This is a genomic window from Vibrio rotiferianus (assembly GCF_002214395.1).
In the GTDB taxonomy this organism is placed as follows: Bacteria; Pseudomonadota; Gammaproteobacteria; order Enterobacterales; family Vibrionaceae; genus Vibrio; species Vibrio rotiferianus.
The window spans coordinates 1,755,848-1,770,101 of sequence record NZ_CP018312.1 but is presented as its reverse complement, the minus strand read 5'-3'; the positions used below and the strand labels follow the sequence as shown (position 1 = coordinate 1,770,101).

Annotated in this window: 14 protein-coding genes; 13 read left to right on the top strand and 1 reads right to left on the bottom strand. The window is 44.5% G+C overall.

The window, feature by feature from the left end; genetic code table 11:
• Positions 1 to 8 precede the first annotated feature (8 nt).
• From BSZ04_RS25090 to BSZ04_RS17280, 9 genes are all read left to right on the top strand, one after another.
• Entirely contained in the window at positions 9 to 185 is a 177-nt protein-coding gene (locus tag BSZ04_RS25090) for a hypothetical protein (RefSeq protein WP_010447597.1), read from the top strand.
• A 266-nt stretch (positions 186 to 451) separates the two neighbouring features.
• Entirely contained in the window at positions 452 to 1,099 is a 648-nt protein-coding gene (locus BSZ04_RS17315; protein WP_010447607.1) for a GTP cyclohydrolase II, read from the top strand.
• A gap of 176 nt (positions 1,100 to 1,275) precedes the next feature.
• Positions 1,276 to 2,538 carry an imelysin family protein gene (locus tag BSZ04_RS17310; RefSeq protein WP_088880976.1) on the top strand — a complete coding sequence of 421 codons (1,263 nt, stop codon included), beginning with the start codon at positions 1,276 to 1,278 and terminating at the stop codon, positions 2,536 to 2,538.
• A 92-nt stretch (positions 2,539 to 2,630) separates the two neighbouring features.
• Entirely contained in the window at positions 2,631 to 4,013 is a 1,383-nt protein-coding gene (locus tag BSZ04_RS17305) for a di-heme oxidoreductase family protein (RefSeq protein WP_088880975.1), read from the top strand.
• Between the two features lie 10 nt (positions 4,014 to 4,023).
• Positions 4,024 to 5,061 (top strand): imelysin family protein, encoded by a 1,038-nt coding sequence (locus BSZ04_RS17300; protein ID WP_088880974.1) that lies wholly within the window; start codon positions 4,024 to 4,026, stop codon positions 5,059 to 5,061.
• The gene (locus tag BSZ04_RS17295; protein WP_088880973.1) at positions 5,042 to 6,124 is read left to right on the top strand and encodes a DUF1513 domain-containing protein; all 1,083 of its coding nucleotides are present in this window, start codon (positions 5,042 to 5,044) and stop codon (positions 6,122 to 6,124) included. The genes BSZ04_RS17300 and BSZ04_RS17295 overlap by 20 nt, the downstream gene beginning before the upstream one ends.
• A gap of 131 nt (positions 6,125 to 6,255) precedes the next feature.
• Entirely contained in the window at positions 6,256 to 7,818 is a 1,563-nt protein-coding gene (locus tag BSZ04_RS17290) for a L,D-transpeptidase family protein (protein WP_476726720.1), read from the top strand.
• Positions 7,819 to 7,989: 171 nt separating this feature from the next.
• Positions 7,990 to 8,538 (top strand): peptidoglycan L,D-endopeptidase MepK, encoded by a 549-nt coding sequence (mepK, locus tag BSZ04_RS17285; RefSeq protein WP_088880972.1) that lies wholly within the window; start codon positions 7,990 to 7,992, stop codon positions 8,536 to 8,538.
• Between the two features lie 130 nt (positions 8,539 to 8,668).
• Positions 8,669 to 9,325, top strand: coding sequence for an MBL fold metallo-hydrolase (locus BSZ04_RS17280; protein ID WP_005430620.1), 657 nt, complete (start codon positions 8,669 to 8,671; stop codon positions 9,323 to 9,325).
• 12 nt (positions 9,326 to 9,337) lie between these two features.
• Here the strand turns inward: BSZ04_RS17280 and BSZ04_RS17275 are convergent, their stop codons facing one another.
• Complete coding sequence (locus BSZ04_RS17275) at positions 9,338 to 10,006, bottom strand: DUF2982 domain-containing protein (RefSeq protein WP_038885657.1); 669 nt, start codon at positions 10,004 to 10,006, stop codon at positions 9,338 to 9,340.
• 269 nt (positions 10,007 to 10,275) lie between these two features.
• On the opposite strand from BSZ04_RS17275, the gene BSZ04_RS17270 reads away from it, so the two are divergent.
• From BSZ04_RS17270 to BSZ04_RS17255, 4 genes are all read left to right on the top strand, one after another.
• Positions 10,276 to 10,665, top strand: coding sequence for a hypothetical protein (locus BSZ04_RS17270; RefSeq protein ID WP_010447624.1), 390 nt, complete (start codon positions 10,276 to 10,278; stop codon positions 10,663 to 10,665).
• A gap of 413 nt (positions 10,666 to 11,078) precedes the next feature.
• Entirely contained in the window at positions 11,079 to 12,173 is a 1,095-nt protein-coding gene (locus tag BSZ04_RS17265; protein WP_088880971.1) for a TRAP transporter substrate-binding protein, read from the top strand.
• A gap of 138 nt (positions 12,174 to 12,311) precedes the next feature.
• Complete coding sequence (locus BSZ04_RS17260) at positions 12,312 to 12,851, top strand: TRAP transporter small permease subunit (RefSeq protein WP_088880970.1); 540 nt, start codon at positions 12,312 to 12,314, stop codon at positions 12,849 to 12,851.
• A 12-nt stretch (positions 12,852 to 12,863) separates the two neighbouring features.
• Complete coding sequence (locus tag BSZ04_RS17255) at positions 12,864 to 14,150, top strand: TRAP transporter large permease (protein WP_010447630.1); 1,287 nt, start codon at positions 12,864 to 12,866, stop codon at positions 14,148 to 14,150.
• Positions 14,151 to 14,254: the final 104 nt, after the last annotated feature.

Below are 14,254 nucleotides of genomic sequence, written 5' to 3'. Positions count from 1 at the left end.
TGTTTGCAGTGGATTCAGTAATATCGCAATTAAAAAAGGACTTTTACTCGCAGATTCGAGCATTGCAATCACCGAAGCTGCCGCAAGTCACATCAACGCTAGCCGTTTTAAGTGATGAAGAGCTTCAAGAGCTCGAAAATGTCTGGATTGAGCTTGTTGTGTGGAAGAACAAGCAAACTCACTAAGTTACTATACAGCCAGTTTTATATAAAAAACCCCAGTCTTTGCGGACTGGGGTTTTTTATTGTACTTATTTTAAAATGTTATATTATAACATTTGTCAGCCGGGTAATGCTGTATGATTAACTAGGTACTAAAAGTGTTCTAAAAAGAATCAACCATAACTGGTTAGTTTGATTACCCTTTAAGTGAAGCAGTTGCATTCAAAGTGATCTTAAGATTGAAAAATCAGGTATCAATCCCCATAGTCTGTGATTGAGAGAGATTTCTTATGAATGCAATTACAAAAGTGCATCAAGCAATACATCAAGTGAGTATAGATATGGCGGAAGTTCGTGCCAGAGTAGATTTTAAAGTCGGGGCAAAAAGTAACATTGAAGCTGAGATTCTGTCCTTCCACGGATTGAAAACAGACAAAGAGCACGTTGCAGTAATTTTCAAGCATGCAGACCAAACGCAAGACACACCGTTAGTCAGAATGCACTCTGAGTGTTTGACTGGTGACGTATTCCATTCTTCACGCTGTGACTGTGGTGAGCAACTGGAAGAGACCATCAACCGTATGGGTGAATCAGGTGGGATCATTCTATATCTTCGCCAAGAAGGTCGTGGCATTGGCCTATACAATAAGATCGATGCGTATCGTCTACAAAGCCAAGGCATGAATACTTATGAAGCCAACAATCACTTAGGCTTTGATGATGACTTGCGTGACTTTACGGAAGCTGCACAAATGTTAGAAGCATTAGGTGTGAATAAGATCCGCCTTGTGACAAATAACCCTAAGAAAATCCGTGAATTATCTGAGTATGGGATAGAAATCGCTGAAGTTGTCAATACTTCTGCACATATCAAAGATGGCAACGAAAATTATTTGAAAGCCAAGGTGTCCCATGGTAAGCACCATCTAAAGGTTTAATCTTAAAGATAAATCTAACAACAAAGAATGTTAAAAGCCTCATGTTTGTGAGGCTTTTTTTGTATCTGGAGTTGCAAATAAATTGTAAATTTGTATTATCTCGGGACTAAAAGTGCAAATAAGAATAATTAGCACTACCAATACGATAATTAAAATGCTCAACAAGGATGCTTCAGATGAATGCAAAAACAGTTTTAGTCCAGTCTATTGCTGCATCACTTCTCATTGCCAGTGGTTCTACGGTTGCTGCTACAGTAACTAAACAACAAGTTGTCGAACATTATGCAGATGTTGCTCACGCGGTATTTTCTGATTCTGTGACAACAGCAAAAGCCCTCGATGTAAAAATCGACGAATTCCTTAAATCTCCATCCGCAGCAAAGCTTGAAGAAGTAAAACAAGCTTGGCTAGATTCTCGCGTACCATACCAACAGTCTGAAGTTTTCCGCTTTGGTAACGCGGTCGTTGACGATTGGGAAGGTCAGCTAAATGCGTGGCCACTTGATGAGGGCCTAATTGATTACGTTGCAACTGATTACCAATATGAACTAGGTAATGAAGGTGCTTCCGCTAACATCATTGCGAATACAAGTCTCCAGATTGGCGCGTCGAAGCTAGATGTCGCTAAAATCACACCAGAATTGCTAGCAGATCTAAACGAAGTAGGTGGTTCTGAAGCAAACGTTGCTTCGGGTTACCATGCGATTGAGTTCTTACTTTGGGGTCAAGATCTTAACGGTACTAATGCAGGTGCAGGTCAACGAGCTTACACTGACTTCGTTGTAGGTTCTGAGTGTACTAATGGCAACTGTGAGCGTCGTGGTGAGTACTTAAAAGCAGCAGCTGATCTACTGGTTCAAGACCTCGAGTGGATGGAAAAGCAGTGGTCTGCAGACGTGAAAGGTAACTACCGTGAAGAGCTTCTTAATGGCTCGGCAGACAACGGTCTTCGTAAGATGCTATTCGGTATGGGCTCTCTTTCTCTGGGTGAGCTAGCTGGTGAGCGCATGAAAGTTGCACTAGAAGCAAACTCGACAGAAGACGAACACGATTGTTTCTCAGACAACACTCATAATTCTCATTACTACAACGAGCAGGGCATTTATAACGTTTACACCGGCCTATACAAGCGTGAAGATGGAACATTGCTATCTGGTCCAAGCATTGCGGATCTTGTTGCTCAAAAAGACAAAAAAGCAGCAAAAGAAATCCAGAAGCAGTTTGATGTTACTCGCAGCCAAGTAGGTGAGCTAGTTACTTCTGCTGAGAGGAACAACCAGCACTTCGATCAGCTAATTGCGGCGGGTAACGCACAAGGCAAAGCGTTAGTAAACGATACCATCATGTCGTTGGTAGCCCAAACCGGTGCGATTGAGCGAGCGGCAAACATTGTCGGCATCGATAGCCTAAGCCCTGATACTGCTGACCACGAGTTTTAATAAGAAAACCATAATAAATAAGGGCTCTTTGTGAGCCCTTTTAACGTTTGAGCTCGTTGTTATCACCCTTGTTGTATATGTAGAGCAATGATATGAAGCCATACCTAATTTCAGCGCTAGCCGCGATCCTTTCTTCTTCTGCCATGGCTTACGATGTTAAGTCTGGTGGTAAAACCAGTGTTAAAAAAGATGGCGCGAATGCCTATTCTCTTCCTGCTGCCAATCTACCAATGAGTAAGCGCCTTGACTTCAGTGTCGGCAACAGTTTTTTCCGCAACCCCTGGGTTCAAGCTCCCGCATCGACGGACGCCCGTGATGGTCTAGGTCCGCTGTTTAACACCAATGGTTGTCAGAACTGTCACATTAAAGATGGTCGTGGTCATCCGCCAGAGAAAGATGATTTACATGCCGTGTCTATGTTAGTGCGCTTGAGCATTCCTGCGATGACGCCTGAGCAAAAAAAAGCGTACATCAAAGACGGTGGCATTCCCGAGCCCACTTATGGCGGCCAGCTGCAAGACTTTGCACTTCAAGATCAGACCCCAGAAGGCAAAATCGAAATTACTTACACCGATGTGCCAGTGAAATTTAAAGACGGTACGACGGTGACACTAAGAAAACCTCATTTGAAGATAACCGAGCTGGGTTACGGTGATATGCACCCAGATACCGAGTTTTCAGCACGTGTGGCACCGCCAATGATCGGTCTTGGTTTGTTGGAGAGTATTCCCGACGAAACGCTACTCGCTTGGGCTGATGAACACGATGCCAACAAAGATGGTATCTCAGGCAAAGTAAACAAGGTGTGGGATATTGAGAAGGACGACTTCTCGATTGGTCGCTTTGGATGGAAAGCCGGACAACCGACACTAATGCAGCAAAATGCGGCGGCATTCAATGGTGATGTTGGTCTGACGAGCCATTTATTCCCGAACGAAAACTGCACCTCGAAACAAAGCATTTGTGACGACATGCCAAATGGCGGTAAACCAGAAGTAAGCCAAAATATCCTTGATTTCGTTGAGTTTTATAGCCAACACCTAGCGGTGCCAATTCGTCGTAATGTAAATGATCCAGAAGTGAAGCTTGGTCAACAGATCTTTGCATCATCTGGCTGTGAAAGCTGCCATAAGACAAGTGTGAAGACCGCTAAACGACCAGAATTGCCAGCGCTTTCTGAGCAGCTTATCCACCCATACACAGACATGCTTTTACACGATATGGGTGAAGGCTTAGCCGATCACCGTCCGGAATACTTAGCAAACGGGCGTGAATGGCGAACTGCACCATTATGGGGGATTGGCTACACCGAGGAGGTTAACGGCCATACTTACTTCCTACATGATGGACGGGCGCGCAACCTTATGGAAGCAGTATTGTGGCATGGTGGCGAAGCCGAAACAGCTAAGCAGAATGTTTTGGCACTGAATAAGAAAGAACGTGATGCATTGATTGCATTTTTGAATTCTCTATAAGGCACATACCATGAAAAAAAGACTGTTAGCGAGTGCTATTGCAGCAACTCTAAGTTTGGTTGGCTGTCAGGCAACAAACGAATTGGCCTCTGCAAAGCCAGAAAAGACAAACCACCTTTCACAAAATGTGTATGAAGTGGAGTTTCAAGCAGCGCAGGCATTTTTAGTTCAAACGACAAATCTTGAGCAGAGCTTTACTGATTACTGTGCGTCAGAGAGCAAAAATTACGCGAAAGTAAAACAGCAATGGCATCAAACTATGCTGGCGTGGATGGCGTTGCAAGGTCAAGAGCGTGGTCCAGCGACGGCATTAGAGCAAAGTTGGAACGTTCAGTTCTGGCCAGATAAAAAGAACACCACAGGCCGTAAGATGTCTGTGCTGACGAAATCGGACCAAGCTTGGAGTGCAGAGGAGATTTCGACGCAAAGCGTAACCGTACAAGGTTTAGGCGCGTTGGAGTGGTTGCTTTATGATAAAGCTTCGACCTTATCTAGCGACAGCAAGACGTGTGCAACAGGTGTTGCGATTGCCGAAAATTTAGATAATAAAGCACAGATCATTGCTGATTCTTGGGCAGAAAACCCGTGGAAATCGTTAGATGTGACAGAGTGGGAGTCTGAGTATATCTCGCTGTTATCTAACCAGCTTGAATACAGCATGAAGAAGCTGAGTCGTCCATTAGCGAAGATTGGCAAACCTCGTCCTTATTTCTCAGAATCGTGGCGTTCAGAGACTTCGTTATCAAACTTAAAAGCGAACCTTGAAGGAATGGAGGCACTCTATTTTGCCAACGGTAACGGTTTGGATGCTCTGTTGAGAGATCAAGGCCATGCAGATTTGGCTGATCGTGTTGCCCATCAGTTTGAAATGGCTTTAGATACATGGCCAGAAGATAAGAGCTTGTTTGCCGCGCTGCAAAGCAAAGAAGGTTATCGTATGGTGCTAGCTCAATACAACAAGCTAGAACAATTGAAGTACTTGATCCACGAAGAAGTGGCGATCGAGCTTGGCGTGGTTATAGGATTTAATGCAACCGATGGTGACTGATCAAACCCGCCGTACCTTACTTAAAGCCGCTCTTTTTGGGGCGGCTACACCTGTTATGCCGTTTGGTTGTGCTTCAACAAACTCACGTGAGCCAGCGCTGATAGGCTGTTCAATCATTGGTCGAGATAAATACGCTGCGGTGGTGGCTGATGAGCATGGTATGCCGATCACTACGTTACCTATTCCTGAGCGTGGTCATGGCGTAGCAACAAACCAGCAGGGGCACGCAGTGGTCTTTGGCCGCAGACCTGGTACGTTCTTTATGGTGTTTGATTATCGCTCAGAGCAAATGATCAAACTGCAACTAGCAAAGTCGAATCGCCATTTCTATGGTCATGGTGTTTACTCACATGATGGCACTTTATTGTTCGCTACCGAAGGCGAAAGGGATACAAGCCGCGGAATAATTGGCGTTTATGATGTGCAAAAGCAATATCAGAAGGTCGATGAGTTAACAGGCTTTGGCCTCGGCCCTCATGAAGTGATCATGATGCCTGATGGCGCGTTAGCGATTGGCGTGGGTGGTGTACACACGAATGGTCGTGAACCACTGAACCTTGAAACGATGAAACCGAGCTTAAGTTATCTTTCACAAGATGGTGCGTTGCTGGATCAGGTTTCTTTGCCGGATCATCAGCTAAGTATTCGTCACTTAGCCCATGATGGAGCAGAAACAGTGCTTTGTGGACAGCAATACCGCGGAGAGCCGGACGAATACCCTGCACTCATTGCCATGCATACTCGTGGTGGGGAGATGCAGGAGCTTCATGCAGAGCCAGAACAATGGGCACGCTTTAACCATTATGTCGCAAGCATTGCGGCGACAGATGAATGGATTTTAGCGACGTCGCCTCCAGGTAGCTGCTACGGGATATGGTCTAAGTCTACTGGTCGACTCGTTGAATTAAATGCGCTGCCTGATGCATCGGGTGTGGTTGTCTACGGTGATGAGTTCCGTGTCAGCTCTGGGGCAGGTAAAGTTGTTGAGCAAAAGCCAATGAAGTCAAACACCTCTACTGCTACTGGCATCCAGTGGGATAACCATTGGTCGAGGATTACGTAATTGTGGGGGCATTAAGAGTCTAATGACACTTCTATCGGAGGTTTTCTGCCTAGATTCTTAATTTTAAACCTGCAAGCCGTGAGATATTTGCCATACTTTTTTTAAGGCAAGTTTTCCGAGGGATCGTGATCGTGTTTGCTAGAATTCTATTAACAACGGCGCTCATGGTGCCGTTTTTCAGCTTTTCTACTGTTGTTTCTCAAAACGCCACTGCTGATACAGAGCAGGTGGGAGCGGTTGCACAACTATCCATTGAGAAAATGATCCATTACCCAGAAGTGATTGATCGGCTCTACCAGAGCACCAGCTATCGCTTAAATTGGGAAAACGAGGATATTGCACAACAATTCTTGTTTCAATTGCAAGTATTGTCTCTTGCTGAGGTTTCTCCAGTATTTCAAGACCAAATCAGACGAGTTGCTTATGTAAAAGAAGAGGGAGATGCTCTTGATTATGATTTAGTCATGACAGATACGCTACTCATGTACCTAAGCTATTTAGAGCAAGTCCAAGAACATGGCTTACAATGGTTGTTTGGCCAAACTGAAGAAGTGTCATTGCCTGAACCTAGCATAGAAGTACTTACCGCTTTAAGCACCGAAATTACCATTGGTAAGTTAGAGCAATTTCTCATCAATTTATCTTCACCGCTGCAATCCGATCCCGCTTTCAATCAATCTTTTTATTCGCTCCAAGACTATGCCAAGCTTGATTACCCGACCTACCAGCAACAAGGTTTAGCGAGGGTAGGTGATGTGCTAGAAAATAAGCCCATACTCCTTGAGCGAATGCAGGTCGTTGGCATCGATGTCGACGATTTACTTTATAGTGGTCCACAATTTGATGAAGAGTTGGAGATGGCGATAAAAGCATTCCAGAAAATTCATGGTCTAAAGCAGGACGGAATTATCGGTCCAAACACCATTCGTTGGGTTAATTTTTCGCCTGAGCAGCGATTGCATCTACTTGCACTTAACTCAGAACGTTCTCGTTTGTGGGCAAAAGAACGAGACAATGTCGTGTTTGTTAACGTGCCAGGGTATGAAGTGACATACTGGCATAATGGTGAAGCATTATTTGAGTCTAAAGTCGTTGTAGGCCGAACAACTCGAAAAACACCTATCATGACGGGGACTCTTGATTCTGTCATCCTTAACCCTACATGGAATGTACCTTGGAAGATTATGGTGAAGGACATCATTCCAAAGGTTAAGAAAAACCCAATGTACCTACTTGAGCAAAATATTCAGATAATTCGCTCTTGGGATTCAAGCGAGATCATTGATCCTACGACGATACATTGGGCTTCGGTTAACCCGCGTAGCTTTCCTTATCGGATGAGACAATCTTCTGGATCTCATAACGCGTTAGGCTTGTATAAGTTTAATATGCCAAACCCTCAGGCTATTTATTTACATGACACGCCGAGCAAAAACTTGTTTCAAGAAGATAGACGTGCTTTCAGTTCGGGTTGTGTAAGAGTAGAAAACGCAGAACAGCTGGCCGAGCTGTTGTTTAAGACCCAAGGCCTTGAAGAACGTCTAGAGAAAAAACGTGAAAGTGGTAGAGAGGCGAATACCTCGGTGCCCCTGAGTGAACGTATCCAGGTACATATTATTTATCAGACAGCTTGGTTAGAAGAAGGCATGCTGTACTATCGAGATGACATTTATCGTTACGATCATCAAGGTTGAAATTCGTTCTCAATTAAAAAAAGTTACAATTCATAAAATTCGTTTGCTGTTCAATAAGTAAACAGAAAATCCAGCCTAAAAGTGACAAGTTGGACCGATTTATGCGTTTGACGCGTTAAATTGGTTTCGGTAATGTCCGCTGCTTGTAGAGTAATTGAGCAGTATTTTCTAATGGTAAGTCGTAATTTTTCTCGTCGTGATTTTCTTAAAATGACCGCTGGTGGTGTGGTAGTTGCTTCAGCTATGCCGTCTGTGTCTTGGGCGTCATTACCCGACGAGCCTCGTGTACTTACGATGAATAACCTAAATACTGGTGAATTACTTGAGTCGTGTTATTTCAACGGCTCGAGCTACGTCGATGAAGAACTTCAACGTCTTGATAAATTCTGTCGTGATCATCGCCGTAATGAAGTTCATCCAATGGATAGACGCTTGTTCGACCAAATCAGCCAAATTCAAAAGTTGATCGGCACGGAAGCTGAAGTGATTGTGATTTCAGGCTACCGTTCACCGGTAACCAATGCGTCTTTACGAAATGGCTCTTCTGGTGTTGCGAAAAAAAGCATGCATATGGAAGGGAAGGCGATCGATTTCCGTTTGGATGGTGTGAAATTGTCTACCGTTCGTGACGCGGCATTAAGCTTAAAGGCTGGTGGAGTTGGTTATTATCCAAGTAGTAATTTTGTCCACATCGATACGGGGACCGTTCGTTCTTGGTAGACCCGAGCTAAGGGTCACTTTAACGAGTAAGAATGCTGCGCTTTGCCCTCTGAACAAAGCTTGAAGTCACTTTGGCTTAGTGTCATAGTTGCGGCAGTTTTCATGCAATTTTATTCGGTATAGGTTATTTATGGCTCTGAAGTACCAAGTTGTTCCCGTAACATCTTTCTCTCAAAACTGTTCTATCGTCTGGTGTGATGAAACCATGAAAGGCATTGTGGTTGATCCAGGTGGTGATGAAAAGCAACTTGCAATGCTAATCAAAGAGCTCGGTGTTGAAGTCGTAAATCTAGTTCTAACGCACGGTCACTTAGATCATGTTGGTGGAACTGAGCCTTTATCTGCTCTTTTAGGCGGTACTGAGATCGTTGGTCCACATAAAGCAGATAACTTCTGGTTACAGGGGCTAGAAGGTCAGAGCCAAATGTTCGGTTTTCCATTAACTGAAGCGTTTGAACCACACCAATGGTTGAATGAAGGTGACAAGGTCACTTTTGGCAATCAAACACTGAACGTGATCCACACCCCGGGTCATACCCCTGGTCACGTTGTGCTTTACAGTGAAGAAGCTCGTTTGGCATTTGTTGGTGATGTTTTGTTTAACGGTAGCGTTGGTCGTACTGACTTCCCACAAGGCGATTTCAACACGCTTATTAGCTCTATCAAAGAGAAACTATGGCCATTGGGCAATGATGTTACATTTGTACCAGGTCATGGTCCGCAATCGACGTTTGGACACGAACGTAAAACAAACCCTTTCGTTGCTGACGAAATGCCACTCTACTAAAGCATCTTTGTATTAGGTATCAGGCTCGGCGGCTGCCAAGTAACGTCGAGCCAATCCCACAAACGCATCAGCTTCTCTATCCAAGTCACTTGTTGAAATAAATACATCGTAGCCATAAAACTGCCTTTGGTACTTCATTCTATTCGCGAGCATCGCAAGTAAACCTTCGTAGAGTATGCCCTTTTGATTAATGTAAGGGGCAGGATCCAGCACCATATCCTCGAATTTTGTTTCACAATGATTTTGCCGAGCACCTAGATATAGCAGTGCGCGTTGACTTAAAAGAACTTCTGTCGCGATACGAGGGCAGATAGCATCTAGATATGGGGAGTAATGCTTTAAACGAATGCCCACCCAAGGTAGAGGCTGGTGCCATCCTTCTTGCTCATATGTACATATTCCTATGGAGTCAATGTCTTGCCAACGGACGACCCAGCCGCCTTTGAATAGGTGCTGTTGAAAATGGGATTGTGTAAGAGTAAAACCTACCTGGCTTTTTTTGATCATCATGATTGCAAAGCCAACAATGACTGCCATTAAAACCACAGATAGCATTGCTTGCTTCCACCCTGGGGCGATCAACACGAGAAACAGTGTAATGATGACCACCAAAAGCATAATCAGTTTGTTGATGGGGGAGTCGGCTTTAAACTGCGAGTTAGTAAGGTGTAACGTTTCCATGTTTCAACCTCGGGATAAAAGACAAATTAACCAAATCGCCCAATGCCTGTTGGGTTGCATATTGATTTAAGGCGAACCTCTGTTTTTATACCCAGTATTGACAAAATGCGTTCACAAATTTCTTGATTAAATAATAGACGTTCTATGCATTGAGCGCATTTTTCACAGCGTTTCGCTGCCAAAACCTACAAATTGATTGGGAATTTTGGTATAAAACGCGCTTCAAATTTTCATCCCTGCTGAGATGCAGTGAACTGGAGAAATATTCAATGAGACTTGCTCATAAGCGTAAAGTGCAGATGAAACTGCAAAAGCGCATTAAAGCGACAGTTGCAAACGTAGCAAAAGCACCAAAGACAGCTAAGCCTGTTGCGGAAAAAGTCGTTGCAGAAAAACCTGTTGTTGAGAAAGCAGTAGCTGAGAAGAAGGTAGCTGCAGTAAAAACAGACGTTGCTCTAACTCCTAAGCAACAACAAGTATTAGACATTGTTGTCGCTAATGCTGAAGGTATTAACCCTAAAGGTATTGGTCTAGCGGCAGGTCAAGAAGATACAAAAGCGGCATCATGGGCTACAGGCGCACTGAAAAAGCTTCTTGAAGAAAACCTAGTTCAAAAAGAGCAGTTAGCAGGTAACAAAGTTATCTACAAAGCAGTTTAATTACCCCTGTAATTCTGTTTCTTAATTGAATACCTCGATTTCGGTCGGGGTATTTTTTTACCTGCAATTTGTCTTTCTCGATTTCTAATTGAGCATTCTAACGATACAAAGTCGTCATTTGTCACATTTTCTTAAATACTGTGTAAATTCTTCCGCAGTCAAATACTTAAGTACTTACCAATCCTTCGTCTGTTCCACTCTGATCTTAGCTGCATGATTATTATGCTTTATCTTTTTTGGGTATCAAAAAGACTACGTATTACTACGTACTACCAATGGCTAGGGCTTGCCTGGCAATACAAATTTGTTGCGTGTTCATGCCCATTTCGGTCTCCGCTGTAGTATTCCATTGTATATACGAATCCTTATGTAATGGATGACAACAATAACCTTGGTGACAAAGGACGTGAACGATGAGTCTTATCCAAAAATCTTTGAAACGAGTACTCAAAGCGACGGCGATGGTAGCAACCATGGCATTCGTAGCAACTTCTGCTAACGCTGCTGACGATAAAGTATATCGCTTGAAATTAGCGGAGACGTGGGGCCCTAACTTCCCAATCTTCGGTGATGCGACAAAAAACATGGCAAAAATGGCAGAGGAAATGTCAAACGGCCGTCTACAAATCCGTATTGACTCTGCAAACAAACACAAAGCACCACTTGGTGTGTTTGATATGGTGAAATCAGGTCAATACGATATGGGCCACTCGGCTTCTTATTACTGGAAAGGCAAAGTACCAAACACTCTTTACTTTACCTCTATGCCTTTCGGTATGCTGCCTACAGAGCAGTACGCATGGTTCTACTATGGTGGCGGTATGGAGTTGATGGAGAAGGTTTACTCACCACACAACTTACTGTCTTTCCCTGGCGGTAATACCGATACCCAGATGGGCGGCTGGTTCCAGAAAGAGATCAAATCAGTCGACGATCTGCAAGGTCTGAAAATGCGTATCCCTGGTTTTGCGGGTGAAATCCTTGCTGAGCTGGGTGCGAAGCCAACCAATATTGCACCGGGCGAACTTTACACCTCACTTGAGCGCCGCACGATCGATGCTCTGGAGTGGGTAGGTCCGTCTCTTGATTTACGTATGGGCTTCCACAAAATTGCACCTTACTACTACACAGGTTGGCATGAGCCAGGTACTGAGCTGCAATTCCTAGTTAATAAGCGCACTTGGGAACGTCTACCTGATGATCTGAAAGCGATTCTTCAAGTGGCGATGAAAGCTGCGGCGTACGACATGTACACGCAGTCTAAGCACGAAAGTGGCAAAAACTGGGCGTCGATTCAGTCTGAATACCCGGATGTTCAAGTAAAAGACTTCCCACCAGAGGTTATCTCTGCACTGCGTGAAGCGAATGAGCGTCTACTTAAACAGCACGCAGAAAAAGATGCCCTAGCGAAAGAGATTCAAGAGTCGCAAGAAAATTATATCGAGCAAGTGCGTCCTTGGTCTGACATTTCACATCGAGCTTACCTAAACAGCCAAGCTCAACAGTAACTTCATCAAGCAGGGCTATCTCCAAGTATTTAGGAATAGAGTCTGCTAATGAAGCCCAAGAAAAACTTCTCGAAGAGAAGACTATAAAAGTGCTCCGCGAACCAGCGGAGCCAATCCACGAGTTCCATGGAGTTCGGAATGAGAAGCCTGATTTATATTGAGCGAATCTTTAACCGCTTTGGTGATTTTTTGGGGTGGTTGTCCAGCATCCTATTCGTTTTGTTGTTAGCGAACGTGGTGTACGACGTTGTCATGCGTTACGTGTTTAATGACGTGTCTATTGCCTTTCAAGAGATGGAATGGCACCTATTCTCCGCTGTATTTCTACTCGGTGTCCCTTACGCAATCAAATCTGGCGGCCATGTACGAGTGGATATTTTCTACGAGCGCTTGTCCTACAAAGCTCAATCCATCATCGACATCCTAGGCACTTTACTTTTCTTGTTCCCGTTTTGCCTATTGGTTGCTTGGTTCGGTATCGACTTTGCCAAAGAGAGCTATGCCCTTGGTGAGACGTCCGGTGACCCAGGCGGTTTGCCATATCGATGGATCATTAAAGGCATGATCCCATTGTCATTCTTGTTTATGGCGGTCAGCGGTGTTGGTTTGCTGCTTCACTCCATCAATAAAATTGTTAACCCTCATCTTATCTATGCCGGTAACAACGGTAAGTCGTAAAAGGAAGTCAGTATGATCGGTATAGTGATGTTTTTTGTAGCTCTATTTGCGCTACTGCTTGGTTTCCCTGTTGCCTTCACCTTTGGTGGCATCGCATTAATATTTGGCGTTTGGGCAGAGGGCATGGATATGTTTGCTTTCATGCCATATCGCATTCAATCCATCATGGAGAACACGGTACTAATGGCGGTGCCACTGTTTGTCTTCATGGGTTTGGTGTTACAAAAGACAAGACTTGCAGAGCAGTTGCTTGAGTCTATGGGGCGCCTATTTGGTGGCGTACGTGGTGGTATCGCAATTTCTACGGTATTGGTAGGTGCACTGCTTGCTGCATCGACGGGTGTGGTTGGCGCATCGGTTGTCGCAATGGGGCTAATCTCTTTGCCAGTGATGCTTAAGTACAACTACGACAAAGGATTGGCCTGTGGCACCATTTGTGCCTCTGGCACGTTAGGCCAAATCATCCCTCCTTCTATTGTCTTAATTTTGCTCGGTGATGTATTAGGCGTACCCGTAGGTGACTTATTTCAAGCGGCAGTATGGCCGGGCTTAATGCTGGTGGGTGCATACGTTGTCTACATTCTGATCTACGCCAAGCTCAATCCAGAAGCCGCTCAACCTATCGAGCGTGATGAGTCGATCAGCCGCAAAGAAGAAGTTCTCACCGCGCTTAAAGCGGTATTACCGCCGCTTGCGCTGATCATCGTGGTGTTAGGCTCTATCTTTGCTGGTATTGCAACACCAACGGAATCCGCGGCGTTGGGAGGTGCCGGTGCGATTGTGCTTTCACTGCTCTATAAACAGTTCAGTTGGTCGATGGTGTATGAAGCTTCCAAAGAGACAGTGAAAGTGACTGCGATGGTATTTGCGATACTGCTTGGTGCGACGGCATTCTCGATGGCGTTCACATACACAGGCGGCGATTACTTGGTTGAAGAGTGGATGCTACAACTACCGGGTGAGAAGTGGGGTTTCTTGATTATTACAATGGTGGTGATTCTTATCCTTGGCTTCTTCATCGACTTCGTTGAAATCTGTTTCATCATTGTGCCTATTATCGCGCCTGTTGCAGAACTGATGGGTATCAACATGACATGGTTTGCAATTCTCATTGCGATGAACCTTCAGACATCGTTCCTCACGCCACCATTTGGCTTTAGCTTGTTCTATTTGAAAGGCGTGGCTCCAGCAGGTGTGACAACGCGCGATATCTACCGAGGTGTGATGCCATTCATCGCGATTCAAATTGTTGTGCTCGCTTCGTTGCTATTCTTCCCTGGCTTCTACGGCATGGCGTAATGCAAGTAAGAAAAGAGAATTTGTGACCTGAGAGTTTTTACCTTTTGAGACAAGTTGTTAAGCTGTTTGTCGAAATGGCAAACAGCGTTTCATTGGAGGAAAGG